Raw genomic sequence first — 18,596 nt, 5'->3', positions numbered from 1 at the left:
GGGGCATCAAAAGAGTTGAGTGTACAGAGTTGAAAGTGAGGAAACGATGACTAAGAAGTCAGCACTATCCCTTCCAGAAATCGGGCTGGGTACGTACAAGATGCAGGGCCAGGCCGGCGCGGACTCCGTGGCAGCGGGCATCCGCACAGGCTATCGATTGATCGACACGGCCTACAATTATGAGAACGAAGGCGCAGTTGGCGCGGGCATCCGCGCAGCGACCGGCGCCGATGCCTCCGCGCCCGCTATCTCCCGCGACGATGTGATCGTCACCTCCAAGCTGCCTGGACGTTACCAGCGGCATGACGACGCTGTCGCCGCTGTCGAGGAATCCCTGTTTCGCTTGGGGCTAGACCGCATCGACCTGCACCTGATCCACTGGCCGAACCCGCGCCAGGGGCACTACGTCGAGGCCTTTGAAACGCTGCTGGAGCTGCGCGAACGCGGGCTTATCCGGCACGTCGGCGTGTGCAATTTCCTGCCCGAACACTTGGAGGCCGTGCACGCGGCCACGGGTGAATACCCGGTGGTCAACCAGATCGAACTACACCCGCACTTCCCGCAGGCCGAGGCCGTTGCGGTACACCGCGAGCTGGGTATAGTCACGCAGGCCTGGTCGCCACTGCTGCGCGGCGCGGTCTTGGAGGAGCCAGTCATTGCCGATATTGCGGACGCCCACTCCGCAACTCCCGGACAGGTCGTTTTGGCCTGGCACCGTGGCCGCGGGGTGTTGGCAATCCCGAAAGCCTCCTCGGCGGATCGGCAACGCGAGAACCTCGACTCGTTGGACATCTCCCTTAGTGATGAGGAGATCGAGGCCATTACCGCGCTGGGACGTCCTGATGGGCGCCGGAAGAACCAGGATCCGGCAGTCTACGAAGAGTTCTAGCTGTACTGACCGGGTACGTTGGTCAAGCGTGAGAAGGGCGGCTGGTTCCCGCAAGCGGTGTGGGGCCGGTGGTGGTTGTAGTAGTGCAGCCAGCCGTCGAGTTCTCCGCGGCGTTCGGTCTCGCTGGTGTAGCAGCGGGCGTAGGCCCAGCCGTCGGCCAGGGTGCGGTGGAAGCGTTCGATCTTCCCGTTGGTCTGCGGCCGATAGGGCCTGGTGCGCTTGTGCCGGATGCCGAGCTCGTGGCAGGTGTCTCGCCACAGGTGTGAGCGGTACGCGCCGCCGTTGTCGGACAGGACCCGCTCAACGGTCACCCCGCGTGCGTTGAACCACTCGACGGCCCGAACGAGGACCGCGGTGGCGGTGAGGGCGGTTTCGTCGTCGTGGATCTCGGCGTAGGCGACGCGGGAATGGCCGTCGATGACGGTGTGGACGTAGGCCTTGCCCATCAACGGGTCGCTGTACTTGTTCTTGGGCTTGCCCGGGGTGGCGGCGCGGTTCTTCTCGCCCTGCTGGCGGCCGACGTAGCGCCAGCCGCCGCCGTCCGGGATGTTGCCGAGCTTCTTCACGTCGACGTGCAGCATCGCCCCGGGTTGGTCGTGCTCGTAGCGGCGGACCGGCTCCCCGGTTGCCCGGTCGACATGCGAAAGCCGGTTCAGGTGCGCGTCGACGAGGATCCGGTGAACCGTCGACGGAGCGATCCTCAGCCGGCAAGCGAGCTGCACGGGTCCTTCTCGAAGACGGAGACGGAGCTGGATGCAGCGCTTCGTCGTCTTCGCGTTGGTCTTGTTCGGCGAGTGATGCGGCCGTGACGAGCGGTCCTGCATCGACTGGCCGGCGCGATAGCGGTCGGCCCAGCGCTTCACAGTGGGCCAGGAAACCTGGAACCGGGCGGCGACCTCGCTGATCGGCCAGCCCTGGTCGACCACGAGCTGGCCGACGATCAAGCGGTGGCGCGGGGTCAGTGCTGCGTTGGCGTGGAGCAAGAGCGTCCCCTTGGAATAGACGGAGGGGGCCGATAGCTCGACCCCCTCACGGTTGTTAGCGTGGATTCCTCTGTGGACCGCTGGCCCTAAGCCAGACCCTTTGCCAGCTCGATGACGGTGAAGTGATGTACGGCGCTGGGCTGCTCGAGCTCGTCGAGCACCGCTAGGGCCAGGTCCGCAGGGGTGATCCGCGACGTGCCATCGTGGTTGATGAGGAGCGTGTCACCGCTACGGCGATAGGCGCCGGTTCCCTGTCCGGGCTCGAAGACTGCCGACGGACTCAGGTAGATCCAGTTCTGGTTCGGATGTTCGGTACACGCGTTGAACTGGTCGAGGCTGGCCAACGCGACGTCACGCCACTGGGTCGGCACGAAGGCGGGGTCGTCCAGGACGAGCAACTCTCGATCGTGAGGTGAACGCAAGGGCGCTGCTCCTCCCACGACCAAGACCCGGACCCCCGCGACGGCGGCGTGGTCGAGGACACGGCTGGTCAGCGGAGCCACACGGCTTTCGTCGCCGGGGGCCATGCGCACGGCGAGCACGACGGCGTCTGCGTCGTTCAGGACGGGCTGCAGGGGTGCCTCGAGGTCTGTCAGATCGAGACGAGTGACGGTGGTATGCGGGTCGTTGGTCTCCTGTGGGTTCCGCGATACGGCAGTGACGTGGTGGCCGCGGCGTGTGGCCTCCTGCGCGATCGCTGCGCCGGCCATGCCGGTAGCTCCGAGAACCGTGATGTTCATGAATTGTCCTTTCGACGATGGGTGGGTGCGGGAAGCTGGCCACAGACCATGGCGGCCAGGGCGATCGCGAAGCCGAGGTACTGCTCGGCTCCGAGGTGTTCGTGCGCGATCAGGACGCCGAGCAGAGCGGCGACCAACGGCGAGAGAAGCCCCAGGAGGGCTGTGGACGTGACGGGCAGGCGTCGGATGCCGGTGAACCAGAGGCTGTAAGAGACCAGTGCCCCGACCAGGCCGAGCCAGGCGTACCCAAGCCAGCCACGACCGGAAATCACTGCCGGTGGCCCCTCCACCAGCAGCGCCGGGATCGCCAGCAGAAGGCCGGCGGCCGTCAGCTGCCAACCGGCCAATGCGATGGGCGAGACACCTTGGGGGAGCTTCCACTTCTTGGTCAGAACCACGCCCGTGGCCATGGCCCCTGTGCCACCGAGTCCTGCAGCCACACCCACCGGGTCCAGGGCGGCGCTCGGCCCAAGGACCACGAGAGCCACCCCCACGACACCCACGACACCCCACCCCAGGCGCCAGCCGGAGAGTTGCTCGTGGAGGACAGCCACGGCCAGCAGGACAACGATGATGGGCTGCACCGCACCCAGCGTGGCCGCGACCCCGCCCGGAAGACGCTGCGCCGACAAGAACAGCAGGGGGAAGAACGCGGCCATGTTCAGACCGCCCAACACGAAGCTCTTCCACCACCACGAGCCGCGCGGCAGCTTCCTCGACAGGCCCACCGCGATGATCCCTGCCGGCAGCGTCCTCATGAACGCGGCGAACAAGGGGTGTCCGGCTGGGAGGAGGTGGGTGGTCACGATGTACGTTGTCCCCCACGTAGCGGGAGCCAGCGCCGTCAGACAGGTCCACAGCAACGAACTGCGGGCCCCATGGGAAGAAGTGTTCACAGATCCATTGTCAGTCGCCCACCAGCGTTGAGTCCAACACATTGTTCTCACCCAAACAATGACCTACAATCATGGTTTAGTGGAACTCCAACAGCTCAGGTACGTCGTGGCGATCGCCGAGGAGCGCAACTTCACGCGAGCAGCAGAACGCTGCTTCGTCGTGCAATCAGCACTGAGCCACCAGATCAAGGCCCTCGAACAGGAACTCGGCACGGCACTGTTCGTGCGCTCATCCCGTCGGGTGGAGCTGACCGCCGCCGGCGAAGCCTTCCTCACGGAAGCACGCGCCAGCCTCGCAGCCGCCGACCGTGCCGTGGCGGTCGCTGCCGAGGCCGTGGGCCAGGTCCGCGGAAGCCTATCGGTAGGTGTCATCCCGACGGTCACAGCCGTCAGCGTGCCCGACATCATCGCGGCCTTCCACGCCAGCCATCCCCACGTGGATCTCACCGTGCGGGGCGGGGGAAGCAATGAGTTCATGCGCGACCTCGGCAGCGGAAGACTCGACGTGGCCTTTCTCGGCGTGGACGCCGACGTCGCCCCAGCGTCCGGACTCACCGCGCACGAGATCGCCCGAGGGCGTCTCGTCGCCGTCATGGCGTCACAACACCGGCTAGCGCACACGGGTACCCTGGCCCTGGCTGACTTGGTCGACGAGACGTTCATCGACTTCCCGGCCGGGTCACCAGGCAGACTCCAAGGCGATCGGGCATTCGCTGCCGCAGGCCTTCAGCGCCGCGTGGGCTTCGAGGCGATGTCGACCGAGTTCATGCTCGCCCTCGTCGAACGTGGGTTGGGCGTCTGCCTGCTGCCCGTCGAATGTGTGCCGGCTAACCCAGCGCTGCGAGCAGTTCCCGTGGCCGATGGCCCCTGCCGGGCCGAGTACGTCGCGTGGGGCTCTTTCAATCCGAGCCCCGCGTCTCGGGCGTTCATCGAACAGGTCAAGGAATCAATCGCCCTGCACATGGTCGGCTGATGCCGGTCCCATCGATCAACGTCTCCGGTCCGTACATCTAGCGCGGCATCAGTTACGCCAGAGCAATGCCGCTGCGTGGCGGGCGCGGGCGGCGGCCACGGAGGCCTGCGCCGCTGTACGCTTCCCCTCGGGCACCACAATGTCCACCAAATTCGGCAGTTGATCGGCGGGAAGTGTCCATTGCTCCCACTGACGCAACACGGCACGGGCGATCGCCCCGGCGGCTTCCTCTGCCGCATCCGAGCCAGTCCCCGGCGTGCCCGTCGGCGACACTGCCCAACCGATCCCCTGACCACGCCCGAGCATCCCGCCGACCAGATCCTTTCCCCCAGTCGTAAGCAACTGATCCGCCGGTACCACGATGCGGTGGAAGCCGGGCGCGTGCGAGAGGGCGTCGTCGATAAAAGAGTCCGTGTCCAGCACCACGGGGCACCCAACCTGCTGTTGGAAGCGCTGCCACACTCCATAGATGAACTCGCGGTCGACGGCGGGAATGGTCTCGAAACGCGTGGCTCCGGGCAAGCCACCCATGACTTCGCAGACGCGCGGCTCGTGCAGGGCAACAATCACCTCGCAGCCAAGCGTGGCCGACAGTGCGCGGGTGATCTGCTCTGCGCCAAAACCCAGGTGCAACGCGCAGTCTTTAAACGCCGGGCGGTCGCGCAGCACTGGATGGCCGTGGAACTCCACATCCGCGCCAAACGTCCACGGACCAGTGACGTGCAGCATCAGCCGCTCGGTTTTCCCCGCAAGCAACTCCTCGGCAATGTCCGAGGCCTCCCGCACCCAGCCGTCCATGCGGCGAGACTCGAGGCTAGGGTGGGCAGTCAGCTCCCAGCCGCGCGGGTTCGCGCGAATCGGCAGCTGAGCAAAGCTGGCAGACAGCGCCGTGAGATCCCCTGCCCGTCCGCACCGCGGAAGCGACAGGGTGGGCGGCACGCCCGTATCCTCATCCACGTCGCACGTGCGGGTGAGTGCGGATTGGGCGGCGGCGCGCAGATCCGCGTGGTCCGTGACGGTGTTTTCCCACCAACCCAGGCGCCCCATGGGCTCGGGTTGTGTTGCGTCATCTGCCATAGTTCGCGCTACGCCTCTGCTGCAGGCGCTGCAGACTCAACAGGAGCTGTATCCGCCGCACCTGCGCTGCTCCACGGCGTGGTGGCACGAATGGTGCCGCTGCCCAATAGGATGTCACCATCTGCATCCGGCTGGTAGACCACTGCCGCCTGCCCGCGCGCCACGCCCTGCAGTGGCTCATGCAGTTCTAGCTCCAGGCGCCATGGGCTCTCGCCGTCCTTCTTGACGCGCCCTGCCGGCGTGATCCCCTCCGGGTCGTCGACCAGTCGTGCGGTGGCGGGCACTACCCCTCCATGCGCACGAACCTGCACCTCGCACTCAAACTCGCGACCGTGTACGGAAGGGTCCAGGCGCTTCAGACGATCTGCCGTGATCCCGCCGATGCGTAGGTCGTCACGCTGACCGACGGTTACGGTGCCCGTGGCGGCGTCAATATCCGTTACATAGCGCGGCTTTCCATCCAGACCTTCGCGTGGCAGCCCCAGCCCCTTGCGCTGGCCGATGGTGAATCCGTATACGCCCTCGTGTTCGGCGACGGTGGAACCGTCCTGATCCTTCATTAGCCCCGGCCGCAGGCCGATCTTTTTGCCCAAGTAGGCCTGCGTTTGCCCGTCGGGGATGAAGCAGATGTCGTGGGAATCTGGCTTGGAGGCCACGCCGAAGCCATGGCTTTTCGCCTCCTCGCGGATCTCCGGCTTAATTGTGTCTCCAACCGGGAACATGCAATGCGCTAATTGCTCGTCGGTCAGCACGCCTAGGACGTAGGACTGGTCTTTGTTGGGATCCACTCCGCGGCGCATCACGCCATCGTGCAAGCGGGCATAGTGGCCGGTTACCACGGCATCGAAGCCCAGTGCGATGGAGCGATCCAGCAGTGCCTCAAACTTGATCTTCTCGTTACAGCGCAGGCACGGGTTCGGGGTTTCGCCAATAGCGTAGGAATCTACGAAGTCGTCGATCACGTCCGCCTTGAAGCGGTCGGAGAAGTCCCACACGTAGAACGGAATCCCCAGTTTGTCTGCCACGCGACGCGCATCCGCGGAATCTTCCAGGGAGCAGCATCCGCGCGAACCGGCCCGCACGGCCTCCGGAGATTGGGAAAGCGCCAGGTGCACACCGATCACTTCGTGCCCGGCTTCGAGCGCTCGGGACGCTGCCACGGCGGAATCTACACCGCCACTCATTGCTGCTACTACTCGCATGAGTGGCACCCTACTCGCGTTCCGGTGGATTAGGCCATTCCGGTTAGGCCATTCCAGCGGCACGCGCCTGTTCGACCACGCGCGGCAAGATTCCTGCCAGGTATTCGACTTGCTCATCGGCGATGTCCGCACCGATGGTGAGTCGCAGCGCGCCTCGGGCCACATCTACGGGAACTCCCATGGCAGTGAGCACGTGGCTGGCGCGGTTCACCCCGGCGCTGCATGCCGAGCCCGTCGAGGCGTCCACCCCGGCGGCGTCCAAAAGCATGATCAGCGAGTCGCCCTCGGCGCCAGGGAAGCTCATGTGCAGGTGCCCGGGCAGCGCGCCGTCCTCAGGCGTCCAGATCCGTACTCCGTCGATCTCCTGCGCCGCCGCCCGGAGCGTCTCGCGCGCGATGCGCATTCTGGCGGTTGCTTGGTCTAGTTCCTTTATTGATGACGCCAGCGCGGCCGCACATCCCACCGCACCCTGGACGTTCACAGTGCCGGAACGGAGCTTTCGCTCCTGTCCGCCTCCACGCACGGGGCTCAGGATGTCCGCATCTCGGCGGGCAAGCAGCAAACCGGTGTTCTTTGGGCCGCCGAACTTGTGGGCGCTTGCGGCCAGTGTGGTGGCACCGAGGGCATGAAAGTCGACTGGCAGGTGGCCGATTGCCTGCACTGCGTCGGTGTGGAAGGGAACGTTGTGCTCCCGGGCGAACTCCGCCAGTTGTTGCACCGGCTGGATCGCGCCGGTTTCATTGTTGGCCCACATGCAAGTCAACAGCGCCAGGTCGCTAGGTGTGTCCGCGCCGCCTTCTAGACCGGCTATCCACTCTTCGGCGCGGACGCGACCGGTGGCGTCCACAGGAAGAACGGCACGGTCAAAGCTCAGATCGAGCGGCCCCATGGTAAGCCAGTCGACGGACTCGACTACGGCGGGGTGCTCGATGTCGGAGCTGGCGATAACGTGCGCACCCCGATGAGCCTTTGAGCCAAACGCGAGCCCTTGGATGGCGATATTATCCGCCTCCGTGCCGGAGCCGGTGAAGATTACCTCTGCTGCATCCGCGCCGAGGAGTTCTGCGATCTGTTCGCGGGCTTCCTCAAGGCTGCGGCGGGCTTCGCGGCCGGTCTTGTACTGGCCTGCAGGGTTCAGCAGACTTGCGGCTCGCTCCATCGCCTCCTGCGCTTCGGGGCGCAAGGCCTGGGATGCTGCGTTGTCCACATACAGGCGCCCTTGCGCGCTCGCTGCGTGGTTTGTCTCGTTCACGCCCCTACCCTACTTGTTTCTCGAATTCGGATGCTTCAGGGTCATGGGAGCTAGATCCTGGTTTTTCTTTCACTTCAAAGATCTAACAATTAAACCGGGATCTAACACTTCTAACAAGACCGCCAAGATCTAACGGATCTAACATAATCCACCAGGGTGGCGCTATGCTATGAGGCATGTCCGAGCACCCACATCAGACGCCCACACCCAGCCAGCGCAACCCCTTCCGCCCCAGTTTCGGCACATCGCCATATTACTTGGCAGGCAGGGCGGAGCTGCTACAGGATTTCGAACTCAGCCTAGCCGAAGGGCCCGGCTCCCCGCATCGCACAATCCTGGCCAGCGGTCTGCGTGGCGTGGGCAAGACAGTGCTACTCAACGAGATCGAGGACAAAGCCCGCACACAAGGCTGGATCATCTTGCGCGCCTACCCCAACAGCGACATGATCTCCGAGTTGGTCGAGACAACCATCCCCACCGCTATCGCCAACATCGAGCAACCCCCAGAGCGCAAACTCTCCGGCGCCTCCCTCACCGGCGTAGGCAGCTTTCGCACGGAGGTTCACTCGCGAGCCGAGGAGCTCCGCAGTGTGCCCACACTCATCACCCGTCTACGCGAGCTCTCCGGCGCCATCACGGGCGCTGGCATCCTCATCACCCTCGACGAGTTGCAGTCCGCCGACCTCGACCAGCTCCACCGCCTAGCCACGGCAGTCCAGGACCTCATGCGTGACGAGCGCGATATCGCCTTCGTCTGCGCGGGGCTCCCCCACGGCGTGGACACCCTGCTGCAGCACGAGGGCACCACGTTCTTGCGCCGCGCCTTCCGCGTGGATCTCCACGCTGTGCCGACCGAGGAGGTTTCCAAGACTCTCGCCATCACCGCTGCGGACTCTGGTCGCCCTTTTAGTGATGACGCCCTAGGCCGCGCCACTGACATTTGCCGCGGATACCCCTACCTCATTCAGGTGGTGGGCGCACTGTCGTGGGCTGCCGCGGGAATCGACGGGTCAAACACCATCGAGGCCGCACACGTGGAAACTGCCTCCCAGCGGGCGATCGACCGCATGACCAGCCACGTGCACCGACCCGCGCTGAGCCGCCTGCCGGAGGGCGAAATGAACTTCCTCCGCGCGATGGCTGCGATTTGTGCCGACGAAAGGGGCGTCAAGACCGGCGACATCGCCTCCCGCCTCGGCGTGGAACCGCGGGGACTTTCCACTTGGCGCAGCCGGCTCATTACCCGCGATCTCATTGAACCGGCCGGCTTTGGGCTCGTACGCTTCACGCTGCCATATATGCAGGACTACATCCGGCAGCAGGACATTTAGCCTGCACGACAAACAAAAAACCGGCGCCCTCCCCGCCAGCGTGAAAGCTTGGCGGAAGGGCGCCGGTTTGAGGCAGCCGCCGGGGGCGGCTTTCAACGCCTAGGGCGAAGAACTACTTGCGGTTCTTCAGCTCCTCGGTAGCCTGCGGGGCAACATTGAACAGATCGCCCACAACACCGAAGTCTGCGATTTCGAAGATGGAAGCCTCTTCGTCCTTGTTCACAGCAACGATGGTCTTGGAGGTCTGCATACCAGCCTTGTGCTGGATAGCGCCGGAGATACCCAGTGCGATGTACAGGTTCGGGGAGACGGTAACACCGGTCTGGCCGACCTGGAACTTGCCCGGGTAGTAGTCGGCGTCCACAGCTGCACGGGAAGCACCAACAGCAGCGCCCATGACGTCGGCCAGTGGCTCGACAACGTCGGCGAAGCCCTCCGGGCCACCCACGCCACGACCACCAGAGACCACGATGTTGGCCTCGGTCAGGTCCGGGCGGTCACCCTGCTCTGCCGGAGCGAAGGAGGTGATGGTGACAGCGGTCGGGCCAGCGCCCGGCAGCTCTACCTGCTGGACGTTGCCAGCGGCAGCCTGCGGCTCCGGATCCAGGGAGCCCGGAGCCAGGGTGAAGACCGGGGATGCGCCAGCGGCGGAAGCGGTAACGGTGTAAGCGCCACCGAAGATGCTGATTTCAGCGGTCTTCTCCGCGGTGATGTTGTTGGTGTTGTACAGAACACCGGAAGCGACGCGAGCGCCGACGCGGCCAGCAACCTCGTTGCCGGTAGCGGTAGCGGAAACAAGAACCGGAACCTGCAGCTGGGCTGCCAGGCCGGACAGTGCGTCAACCTCAGGGGTGATCAGCAGCGACTCTGCCTGATCGGACTCAGCGGCGTAGATGTTCTCTGCGCCAGCCTCAGCCAGTGCGCCCTGCAGCTTCTCGGTGGTTCCGGGAGCGCCCACGACGACGGCGCCGACGGTGCCGAACACGCGTGCAGCGGTGATCAGCTCGACGGTGGAGTTCTTCAGCTGACCCTCACCGTGCTCAACCAGTACTAGTACGTTGGTCATGTCCTTAAATCCCTACTTCCCTTAAACCAGCTTTTCCTTGACCAGGAACTCGACCAGCTTCTTGCCGCCGTCGCCCTCGTCGTTGATGATCTCACCAGCCGACTTCGGCGGCTTCGGGGTGGAAGCAGAAACGGAGGTGGTGGCGTTTGCCAGACCAACGTTTGCAGCGTCCACGCCGATCTCTTCCAAAGACAGCTCTTCGATGGTCTTCTTCTTAGCAGCCATGATGCCCTTGAAGGCAGCGAAGCGCGGGGTGTTGGACTTCTCAGTCACAGAGACGATGGCCGGGGTCGGAGCCTCCAGACCGAAAACGCCCTCTTCGGTAACGCGCTTACCGGTGACCTTGCCACCCTCTACGTTTAGCTCCTCCATGTGAGTCAGAGCCGGGATCTGGCGGTACTCAGCCAGCAGACCCGGAACGGAGCCAGCGCCGCCATCGGTGGAGGCGTTACCGGTGATGATCAGCTCGATGTCCTCGATCTGGTTCAGAGCGTTGGACAGGGTCCATGCCGTGCCCAGTGCATCGGAGCCGGCCAGGTTGTCGTCGACAACCAGCTTGGCCTCGTCGCAGCCCAGGGACAGAGCCTTACGCAGCGCCTCGGTTGCGCGCTCCGGGCCGACAGACAGGACGATGACGTTGCGGGAGCTGTCAGCTTCCTTCAGCTGCAGCGCAGCCTCAACAGCGTTTTCGTTGATTTCGTCCAGGACAGCGTCTGCGCTGTCGCGGTCGAGGGTGAAGTCATCGTCGGTGAGCTTGCGCTCGGAGTAGGTGTCCGGCACCTGCTTAACCAGAACAACGATGTTCGACATTCGTTGACCTTCCTGCTTGGGTATTGTGATTTGGCACCATAGTACCTACCACTAGGTGATCACCGCCACAACTTTCCTATATTGTTTTAGAACTACCCCCGCGCCCCCTGACACGGGCGACACACATAGGCCATAGCCTTCGCGGCGGCACCCTCCCCCAGTCGCGTCACGATGACGGAATACATTTCATTACTCCCCTTTTTCAGCTTCCATTTCTTGCGCAGCTCATCCGGATCCACGTCCACACCCCGCACAAGAATCTCCACATTCTTTGCCCCCAGCCCCACCAATGCAGTGCGGGCCTTCTTCAGCGGAACTTCCTCTAGAACCTCAAAACCGCGCTCCCCGGCAGGCACATGATCCCCGCTGAGATAAGCGATATGTGGGTCAAGCTGCCATAGACCGTGCCGCGCAGCATAATGCCGCACCAACCCGGCGCGCACTATGGCTCCATCGGGATCCACAATGTAGCGCCCCACCCCACTCACACAATCCGTTTCAGGCTCGTCACAGCTAATTGTCTCTTTAACTGTTGACGCCCGCATCACCACCGCGCGGCGTCCCCGCCCGACTATGCCGGGAGTATAAAGGCACGTTTCCTTTACTCCTCCATCGACTGACACGACCTCCACATGGCCGTCGAACTCAGAGTAGTCAATTCCGGGCGCGCATTTGACCACTAAATTTTCGTACCGCTCCGTGAGCTCCGGCAGCGGTGGCTGTAGGTCTTCCAACTTCGTCACCCGTCCCGAAGAATTGCGTCGGGCCGGGTCGGCTACGACTACACCGGAGGTCACGGCTCTCGTACAAGCTGGGCGTAGTGCATCCATTCGCACCACGGGAACCTCTGGCACATTGAAGCGAGCCATGCGGAGGCGTTGGTGGTCCAGATCTCCACCCAGTACCTGCAACCCGGCTTGGGCAAGCGCTTGCAACTCGGTGCCGATACTGCAAGTGACATCCACGGCATTGCCCACCCCGGCGTTCTTCAAGACCTCTGCGCGCCACGCGGCCACTACGGGCGGGGTGGCCTGCTGAGTGGATTCACTATCCATCAACCAGCTTTGCGGCAGCTTGTCGGCACGGCGAGCCTGCACGAGTTCGACGAGGGCGCGGGCGTGCTCACCATATGTCTTGCGCAGGTGGGAAAGGTCCTGCACGAGGGATCTCTTGGTCAGCTGATACGTGGTGGCGTCATTAATAAAGAGCGAGCCAGCGGCAGAGTCGGCAAGTAAAAAGTCCAGTTCAGATGCAGTAAAGGCCATAGTTGTGCGAAGCCTACTGCTCGTAGGAGTCCGGGCGGCTAGCGAAGGGGTTAGCGGGAAGCTCGGCAGGATCCACGGCGAACTTCATACCCGGTGCGAATTGGCGGGCGGGCGCGCCGTACATCTGCTGCTCCATCAGGTAGTACTCGGCCATGTAGGGCTCATCGACAGGCTCAGCCAGTACGGGGTCGACGGAAAGATTCGAGGAGAAGTCCAATACTTCCTCGACAGTCCGGAAGGTATCCAGCAATTTCAGCTGCGCCCATGTCGGGGGCATCAGGGAAATTTTGCGGGAGCGCCAGCCGTCCAACAGCGTGGAGGGGCGGAACCAACCCGTAGACGTGGCCTCAGGAGTGTCATCGCGAGTCTGCTGTCCCTCCGGCATGGCAGCGACAAAGAAGGCCGTGTCATAGCGAATGGGCTGCTCAACCGGGGTAACCCAGTTCGCCCAGGGGCGTAAAAGGTCGGAGCGGAGAACAAGGTTATTGTTGCTCATGAAGTCCGAGAAACTCAGCTGGTGGTTCTCCAGCAGCTTGCGCTCCGCCTGAAATGGGGTGGTGTCAACCACAGGGGAACCATCGCGGTGCGTCGCCAGCAGAGTGCCGGACTCTTCGAAGGTTTCGCGCACTGCAGCACAGACGAGGGCGCGAGCCATGGATTCCGGCTTCTGCAGGCGCTTAGCCCACCACTTGACCTCCGCACCTTGCCAGTTAATCGCTGGAGATTCGTGACCATCGCCGTCTACGTCACCTGGCATGTCACGGGAATCCACGCCCCCGCCTGGGAAAACCGTCATCTCGGCGCAGAATTTCATGGTCGAGGCACGTTCCTGGACGTACACCTCGATCCCTGACAACGTATCGCGCAACAGAATCACCGTTGACGCGTGGCGTGGCTGCACTGGACCCAAACGGTTTTCCAACATGAATCAGAGTCTACCGATCTTCCCGGAAGCGGTGGCTGCCGCGGCGTTGGCGACTGCGGCGGGCAAACCAGCGACCTTGTTCGTACTTGACCTCAATGGGTTGATGGAAGGTGCGGGTCAAGTTCTCGCTGGTCATCACGTCCTCCAGGATGCCCTGGGCGACGACTTCCCCCTCGTCCAACAGCAGCGCGTGGGTAAATCCCGGCGGGATTTCCTCCACATGGTGAGTGATCATCACGATTGCCGGGGAATCCGCGTCCGCCGCTAGTTCGGATAAAAGCGCCACCAGATCCTCCCGACCGCCCAGATCCAGGCCGGCACCTGGTTCGTCCAGCAGCAGCAGTTCCGGATCGTTCATCAATGCCCGGGCAATGAGCACGCGCTTGCGCTCACCTTCACTCAGCGTGGACCAGGTTTGCTCGGCGAGGTGATAGGCGCCGATGCTTTCCAAAATCTCGATAGCGCGGTCATAGTCCAACTCGTCATAAGCCTCGCGCCAGCGGCCGAGTACGTCGTAGCCGGCGGAGATGACGATATCCGCGACCTTCTCCTCACCCGGCACGCGTTGTGCCAATGCCGAGGAGCTCATACCGATGGCAGTGCGCAGCTCGCGCAGGTCGACTTTACCCACCTGCTCACCAACCAGCTTTACGGTGCCGGTGGTCGGAAACATCTGTGCCGAAGCCAGACGCATCAAAGTGGTCTTGCCTGCCCCGTTAGGGCCGACGATAATCCAGCGTTCGTCCAGCTCCACCTGCCAATCCATGGGCGCCAGAATGGCTCGGCCATCGCGCACAACGGATACGCCGCGCATGTTAACAATCAGGTCGTCCTCGTCGACCTGGGCGGTAGCTGGGGCAGAAATCAGGTTCGTCACGTTGTCGCTCACTCCCCCATGGTGCCTCAAGATCCGCGCGAAGTGTGCCAACAACATAGGCTTACGGTGTAACGCCACAACAAACGCCATGTGTAAGGAGTTTCCACCATGACCGGCCGCCTCGGCATCGACTGCATCTCCCCCGTCATTTCCCACGGAGCCACCCCCGCCAAGGCCATTGTCGGCCAGGTGTTCCCGGTCAGCGCCAGCGTCTGGCGTGAGGGACATGACGCCATCTCCGCCACGCTCGTCGTTCGCCGCCCTGCCGGCGCCGAGGGCGGGCGTGCGAAGATCACAATGACTCCCGACCCCGAGGACGTCGACCGTCGCCACGCTGTGTTCGTTCCGGATGTGCCGGGTATGTGGACCTTTCGTGTTGACGCCTGGTCGGATCCAGCCGCGACCTGGTTCAACGCGATCACCAAGAAGGTAGCTGCAGGCCAGGATGCCCATGCCTTGGCCAACGATTTCGAGATCGGCGCGCGGCTGTTCGAGCGGGCGTCGGAAAAGGCGTCCCGCAAGCACCGCGAGCTGGTTTCCTCCGTACCTGGCCAGCTGCGCGATGAATCACTGAGCATTGACGAGCGCTTGGCCACTGCACTCTCTCCGGAGATCAAAGAGGCACTGGACAAGCGCCCACTACGCGACCTGCTGACGCGCGGTCCGGAGTTCCACGTACTGGTGGAGGAAAAGACCGCTGGTGTGGGTTCCTGGTATGAGATGTTCCCGCGTTCCACCGGCGGCTGGGATGCCGAGGGCAACCCGGTACACGGGACCTTCGCCACCGCCGCAGCGGATCTTCCTCGCATCGCGGACATGGGATTCGACGTAGTCTATCTGCCACCGATCCACCCGATCGGGGAAATCAACCGAAAGGGCAAGAACAACACGCTGACCCCTACCCCGGAGGACGTTGGCTCTCCGTGGGCGATCGGTTCTAAGGACGGCGGCCACGAGGCTGTTCACCCACGCCTGGGCACTGTCGAGGACTTTGAGGCTTTCGTCGCCGCGGCCAGCGACCTCGGCCTGAAGGTCGCGCTGGATCTGGCTTTGCAATGTGCCCCCGACCATCCATGGGCGCAGCAGCATCCTGAGTGGTTCACCGTATTGCCAGATGGCACCATCGCCTATGCCGAGAACCCGCCGAAGAAGTACCAGGACATCTACCCGCTGAACTTCGACAACGATCCGGAGGGCCTGTACCACGAGGTGCTGCGGGTCGTACGCCTGTGGATTGGCCGCGGCGTGCGGATCTTCCGCGTGGATAACCCCCACACCAAACCCGCGAACTTCTGGGAGTGGCTGATCGCGGAGATCCACGCCACCGACCCGGATGTAGTCTTCCTCTCCGAGGCATTCACCCGCCCGCCGCGCCTCTATGGCCTGGCGAAGGCTGGATTTACTCAGTCCTACAGCTACTTCACGTGGAAAACCACAAAGGCAGAACTGGAGGAGTTCGCGGGAGATATCGCGAACTACGCCGATGTTTTCCGCCCGAATCTCTTCGTCAATACCCCGGACATTCTGCACGAGTCCCTGCAGACCGGTGGCAAAGCCATGTTCGCCATTCGCGCTGCGCTGGCTGCCACGATGTCTCCGCTGTGGGGTGTGTACTCCGGCTTCGAGATCTACGAATCCACCCCGGTGCACGCCGGTTCGGAGGAGTACCTAGATTCCGAGAAATACGAGCTACGCCCGCGCGACTATACGGCGGACAATTGCTCTGAATGGATCCGGGATCTGAACAAGTGGCGTCGAGAAAACCCGGCGCTACAGCAACAACGCACCCTGCGCCTCCACGAGACAACCAGCGACGACCTTCTGGCTTATTCGAAGGTCGACGGGGTAACTGGCAATACGGTGCTGGTCGTGGTGAACCTGAACCCGAATCAGATCGTCGAGGGTTCGGTGAACCTCGATACCGAGGCGCTCGGCCTGGGCGCCCCGCACGATGCACACTTCGAGGTGACTGACCTGCCGACGAACCAGACCTACGCATGGGGCGCCAACAACTATGTGCGCTTGGATCCAGATTTCCAGGTTGCGCACATCTTCACACTGCCCACCCTTGGTGAGGGTGAGCGCGAGCGGGTCTGCATGCGAGGTCAGGAAGAATACGATCCCCGCAGGTAGAATTGGCGGGTATGAACCACGATTACCACCGGCTCGCAGAACGCAGGCACCACGCCCCTCACGACGTCCTAGGGGCGCACGATAACGGCGACGACACCACCACAATCCGCACGGTCCAGTGCGGGGCGGAGTCCGTCGCCGTCCGTATCAACGGTGGTGATCTCCTTCCGATGACGCCAGCCGACGAATACCCGGCGCTATTCACCGCAACCGTGGACTATTTCGTTGACACCTACATCTTCGAGGTCACGTGGATGGGTGGGGGCACCACCACCCTGGAAGATCCCTACAGCCATCTGCCAACCGTTGGCGACTTGGATCGCTACCTCATCGGCGAAGGCCGCCATGAGGAACTGTGGAAGGTTCTCGGCGCGCATCTAGTCGACGGTGGTGTGGCCTTCTCCGTATGGGCTCCGCATGCGGCAGGCGTGTCCGTGATCGGCGATTTCAACGGTTGGAATGCTAACCAGCACCCCTTGCGTGCACTGGGCAGCAGTGGCATTTGGGAGCTGTGGATCCCCGGTATCGGGGCCGGCACCCGCTACAAGTTCTCCATCACCACCGGCGACGGCGTGCGTTTGGATAAGGCCGATCCCATGGCACGCCTAGCCGAACCTGCCCCTGCGACCGCCTCGATTGTTGTCGCGGATAGCGAGTTCCAGTGGAGCGACGACGAATGGTTGGCTCACCGCGCCGCCGTAGGCGTTGACGAGACGATGAGTATCTACGAGATGCACCTCGGTAGCTGGCGCAAGGGATTGAGCTACCAGCAGCTGGCCGTGGAGCTCGTGGAGTATGTCAAGAAGATGGGCTACACCCACGTGGAGCTCATGGGCGTCTCCGAGCACCCGTTCGAGCCCTCGTGGGGTTACCAGGTCACCGGCTACTACGCGCCGAATAACCGCTATGGAACTCCGGACGATCTGCGCCTGCTGATCGATTCCCTTCACCGCGCGGGCATCGGCGTCATCATGGACTGGGTTCCCGGGCACTTCCCTAAGGACGGTTGGGCCCTGGGGCGCTTCGACGGTGAGGCCTGCTACGAGCACCCGGATCCCCGCCGTGGAGAGCAGCCGGACTGGGGAACGTACGTCTTCGACTTTGGACGCAACGAAGTCCGCAACTTCCTCGTAGCCAATGCACTGTATTGGTGCAAGGAATTCCACATCGACGGTCTTCGCGTGGATGCTGTGGCTTCCATGCTCTACCTGGACTACTCCCGCGATGACTGGCTACCCAACGAGCACGGAGGGCGGGAGAACCTGGATGCCGTCCGGTTCCTGCAGGAAATGAATGCCACGGTGCACCGCGAATGCCCGGGCTCGCTGACCATTGCAGAAGAGTCGACCTCCTGGCCGGGCGTGACCGCCCCCACCAGCGAGGGCGGGCTGGGCTTTAGCCTGAAATGGAACATGGGTTGGATGCACGACAGCCTCGAATACATCCAGCGCGATCCGGCCTACCGCAGCTACCACCACAACGAGATCACGTTCTCTATGGTCTATGCGTACTCCGAGAAGTACGTGTTACCGATCAGCCACGATGAGGTTGTGCACGGCAAGGGCACGCTGTGGTCGCGTATGCCTGCAGGTTCTGCGTGGGACAGGGCCGCAATGGTGCGGAGTTACCTGGCCTTTATGTGGGCTCACCCCGGCAAGAAGCTATTGTTCCAGGGTCAGGAATGGGGTCAGACCGAGGAGTGGAACGAATCCCGCGGTCTCGATTGGCAGAACCTAGAGGGATGGGAGGGCGAGTTCCACCGTGGCATTAGCGCCCTGACCAGCCAGCTCAACGAGCTTTATCACTCCGAGCCTGCACTCGGCCAGGATCACTCCCCCGAGGGCTTCCAATGGATCGCCAGCGATGACTCGTCGAACAATGTTCTCTCTTTTATTCGACGCCACCACGGACGTGAGCTGGCGTGTGTGATTAACTTCTCGGGCATCACGCAGGAGGACTACCGCATCGGCCTGCCGCAGGCCGGAACATGGCGCGAGGTGCTCAATACCGACGACGTGCAGTACGAGGGTGCTGGGCGTGTCAGTGGTGATCTGCACATCGAGCCAACGGGTTCGCACGGCATGGATGCCTCTGCCGTACTGCAGATCCCGGCGCACAGCGCGCGCTGGTTCGTCCTAGAGGGCTAGACCCCGCCGGGGTCGTATGGCTCCAGCGGG

The 18,596-nt window shown here is 63.2% G+C and carries 16 protein-coding genes; 5 read left to right on the top strand and 11 right to left on the bottom strand.

Going from position 1 to position 18,596, the window contains the following annotated elements; translation table 11 throughout:
- Positions 1–46 precede the first annotated feature (46 nt).
- Positions 47–889 (top strand): aldo/keto reductase, encoded by an 843-nt coding sequence (locus tag AC05K6_RS00905; RefSeq protein WP_476727498.1) that lies wholly within the window; start codon positions 47–49, stop codon positions 887–889.
- Here AC05K6_RS00905 and AC05K6_RS00900 read toward each other — a convergent pair.
- The 3 genes from AC05K6_RS00900 to AC05K6_RS00890 form a co-directional block, all read right to left on the bottom strand.
- On the bottom strand, positions 886–1,872 hold the full coding sequence (locus tag AC05K6_RS00900; protein ID WP_476727497.1) for an IS481 family transposase: 987 nt from the start codon (positions 1,870–1,872) through the stop codon (positions 886–888). The genes AC05K6_RS00905 and AC05K6_RS00900 overlap by 4 nt on opposite strands.
- Positions 1,873–1,958: 86 nt before the next feature.
- Complete coding sequence (locus AC05K6_RS00895; protein WP_296215146.1) at positions 1,959–2,612, bottom strand: NAD(P)-dependent oxidoreductase; 654 nt, start codon at positions 2,610–2,612, stop codon at positions 1,959–1,961.
- Positions 2,609–3,550 carry an EamA family transporter gene (locus tag AC05K6_RS00890; RefSeq protein ID WP_448307603.1) on the bottom strand — a complete coding sequence of 314 codons (942 nt, stop codon included), beginning with the start codon at positions 3,548–3,550 and terminating at the stop codon, positions 2,609–2,611. Before AC05K6_RS00890 ends, AC05K6_RS00895 begins: the two co-directional genes overlap by 4 nt.
- Before the next feature lie 16 nt (positions 3,551–3,566).
- Between AC05K6_RS00890 and AC05K6_RS00885 the strand changes: the two genes are divergently transcribed.
- A complete protein-coding gene (locus AC05K6_RS00885) occupies positions 3,567–4,481 on the top strand; it encodes a LysR family transcriptional regulator (protein WP_293789837.1) in 915 nt (304 codons plus the stop codon).
- A 48-nt stretch (positions 4,482–4,529) separates the two neighbouring features.
- Here AC05K6_RS00885 and AC05K6_RS00880 read toward each other — a convergent pair whose 3' ends face one another.
- Genes AC05K6_RS00880 through AC05K6_RS00870 form a run of 3 tightly spaced genes read right to left on the bottom strand, consistent with a single transcriptional unit; the run spans position 4,530 to position 8,012 of the window.
- Positions 4,530–5,558, bottom strand: coding sequence for a uroporphyrinogen decarboxylase/cobalamine-independent methonine synthase family protein (locus AC05K6_RS00880; protein ID WP_476727496.1), 1,029 nt, complete (start codon positions 5,556–5,558; stop codon positions 4,530–4,532).
- Between the two features lie 8 nt (positions 5,559–5,566).
- Entirely contained in the window at positions 5,567–6,760 is a 1,194-nt protein-coding gene (mnmA, locus tag AC05K6_RS00875; protein ID WP_476727495.1) for a tRNA 2-thiouridine(34) synthase MnmA, read from the bottom strand.
- Positions 6,761–6,803: 43 nt separating this feature from the next.
- A complete protein-coding gene (locus AC05K6_RS00870) occupies positions 6,804–8,012 on the bottom strand; it encodes a cysteine desulfurase family protein (RefSeq protein WP_448307515.1) in 1,209 nt (402 codons plus the stop codon).
- A 176-nt stretch (positions 8,013–8,188) separates the two neighbouring features.
- Between AC05K6_RS00870 and AC05K6_RS00865 the strand changes: the two genes are divergently transcribed.
- Positions 8,189–9,343 carry an ATP-binding protein gene (locus AC05K6_RS00865; protein WP_476727494.1) on the top strand — a complete coding sequence of 385 codons (1,155 nt, stop codon included), beginning with the start codon at positions 8,189–8,191 and terminating at the stop codon, positions 9,341–9,343.
- Positions 9,344–9,455: 112 nt separating this feature from the next.
- Here the strand turns inward: AC05K6_RS00865 and AC05K6_RS00860 are convergent, their stop codons facing one another.
- The 5 genes from AC05K6_RS00860 to AC05K6_RS00840 all read right to left on the bottom strand — a co-directional run bounded on the left by AC05K6_RS00860 (position 9,456) and on the right by AC05K6_RS00840 (position 14,343).
- Positions 9,456–10,409 carry an electron transfer flavoprotein subunit alpha/FixB family protein gene (locus AC05K6_RS00860; protein WP_448307513.1) on the bottom strand — a complete coding sequence of 318 codons (954 nt, stop codon included), beginning with the start codon at positions 10,407–10,409 and terminating at the stop codon, positions 9,456–9,458.
- 21 nt (positions 10,410–10,430) lie between these two features.
- A complete protein-coding gene (locus AC05K6_RS00855; RefSeq protein WP_293789825.1) occupies positions 10,431–11,219 on the bottom strand; it encodes an electron transfer flavoprotein subunit beta/FixA family protein in 789 nt (262 codons plus the stop codon).
- 92 nt (positions 11,220–11,311) lie between these two features.
- Complete coding sequence (locus AC05K6_RS00850; protein WP_476727493.1) at positions 11,312–12,484, bottom strand: THUMP-like domain-containing protein; 1,173 nt, start codon at positions 12,482–12,484, stop codon at positions 11,312–11,314.
- A 13-nt stretch (positions 12,485–12,497) separates the two neighbouring features.
- Positions 12,498–13,409, bottom strand: a complete 912-nt coding sequence (locus AC05K6_RS00845; protein WP_448307511.1) for an NUDIX hydrolase — start codon at positions 13,407–13,409, stop codon at positions 12,498–12,500.
- A 10-nt stretch (positions 13,410–13,419) separates the two neighbouring features.
- Complete coding sequence (locus AC05K6_RS00840; protein ID WP_476727719.1) at positions 13,420–14,343, bottom strand: ABC transporter ATP-binding protein; 924 nt, start codon at positions 14,341–14,343, stop codon at positions 13,420–13,422.
- Between the two features lie 51 nt (positions 14,344–14,394).
- On the opposite strand from AC05K6_RS00840, the gene AC05K6_RS00835 reads away from it, so the two are divergent.
- Positions 14,395–16,419 (top strand): alpha-1,4-glucan--maltose-1-phosphate maltosyltransferase, encoded by a 2,025-nt coding sequence (locus tag AC05K6_RS00835; protein ID WP_476727492.1) that lies wholly within the window; start codon positions 14,395–14,397, stop codon positions 16,417–16,419.
- An 11-nt stretch (positions 16,420–16,430) separates the two neighbouring features.
- The gene (gene glgB / locus AC05K6_RS00830) at positions 16,431–18,566 is read left to right on the top strand and encodes a 1,4-alpha-glucan branching protein GlgB (protein WP_476727491.1); all 2,136 of its coding nucleotides are present in this window, start codon (positions 16,431–16,433) and stop codon (positions 18,564–18,566) included.
- The last annotated feature ends 30 nt before the right edge of the window (positions 18,567–18,596 follow it).

Source organism: Corynebacterium sp. TUM25020 (assembly GCF_056388495.1).
This window is presented reverse-complemented; position numbering and strand designations above follow the sequence as displayed.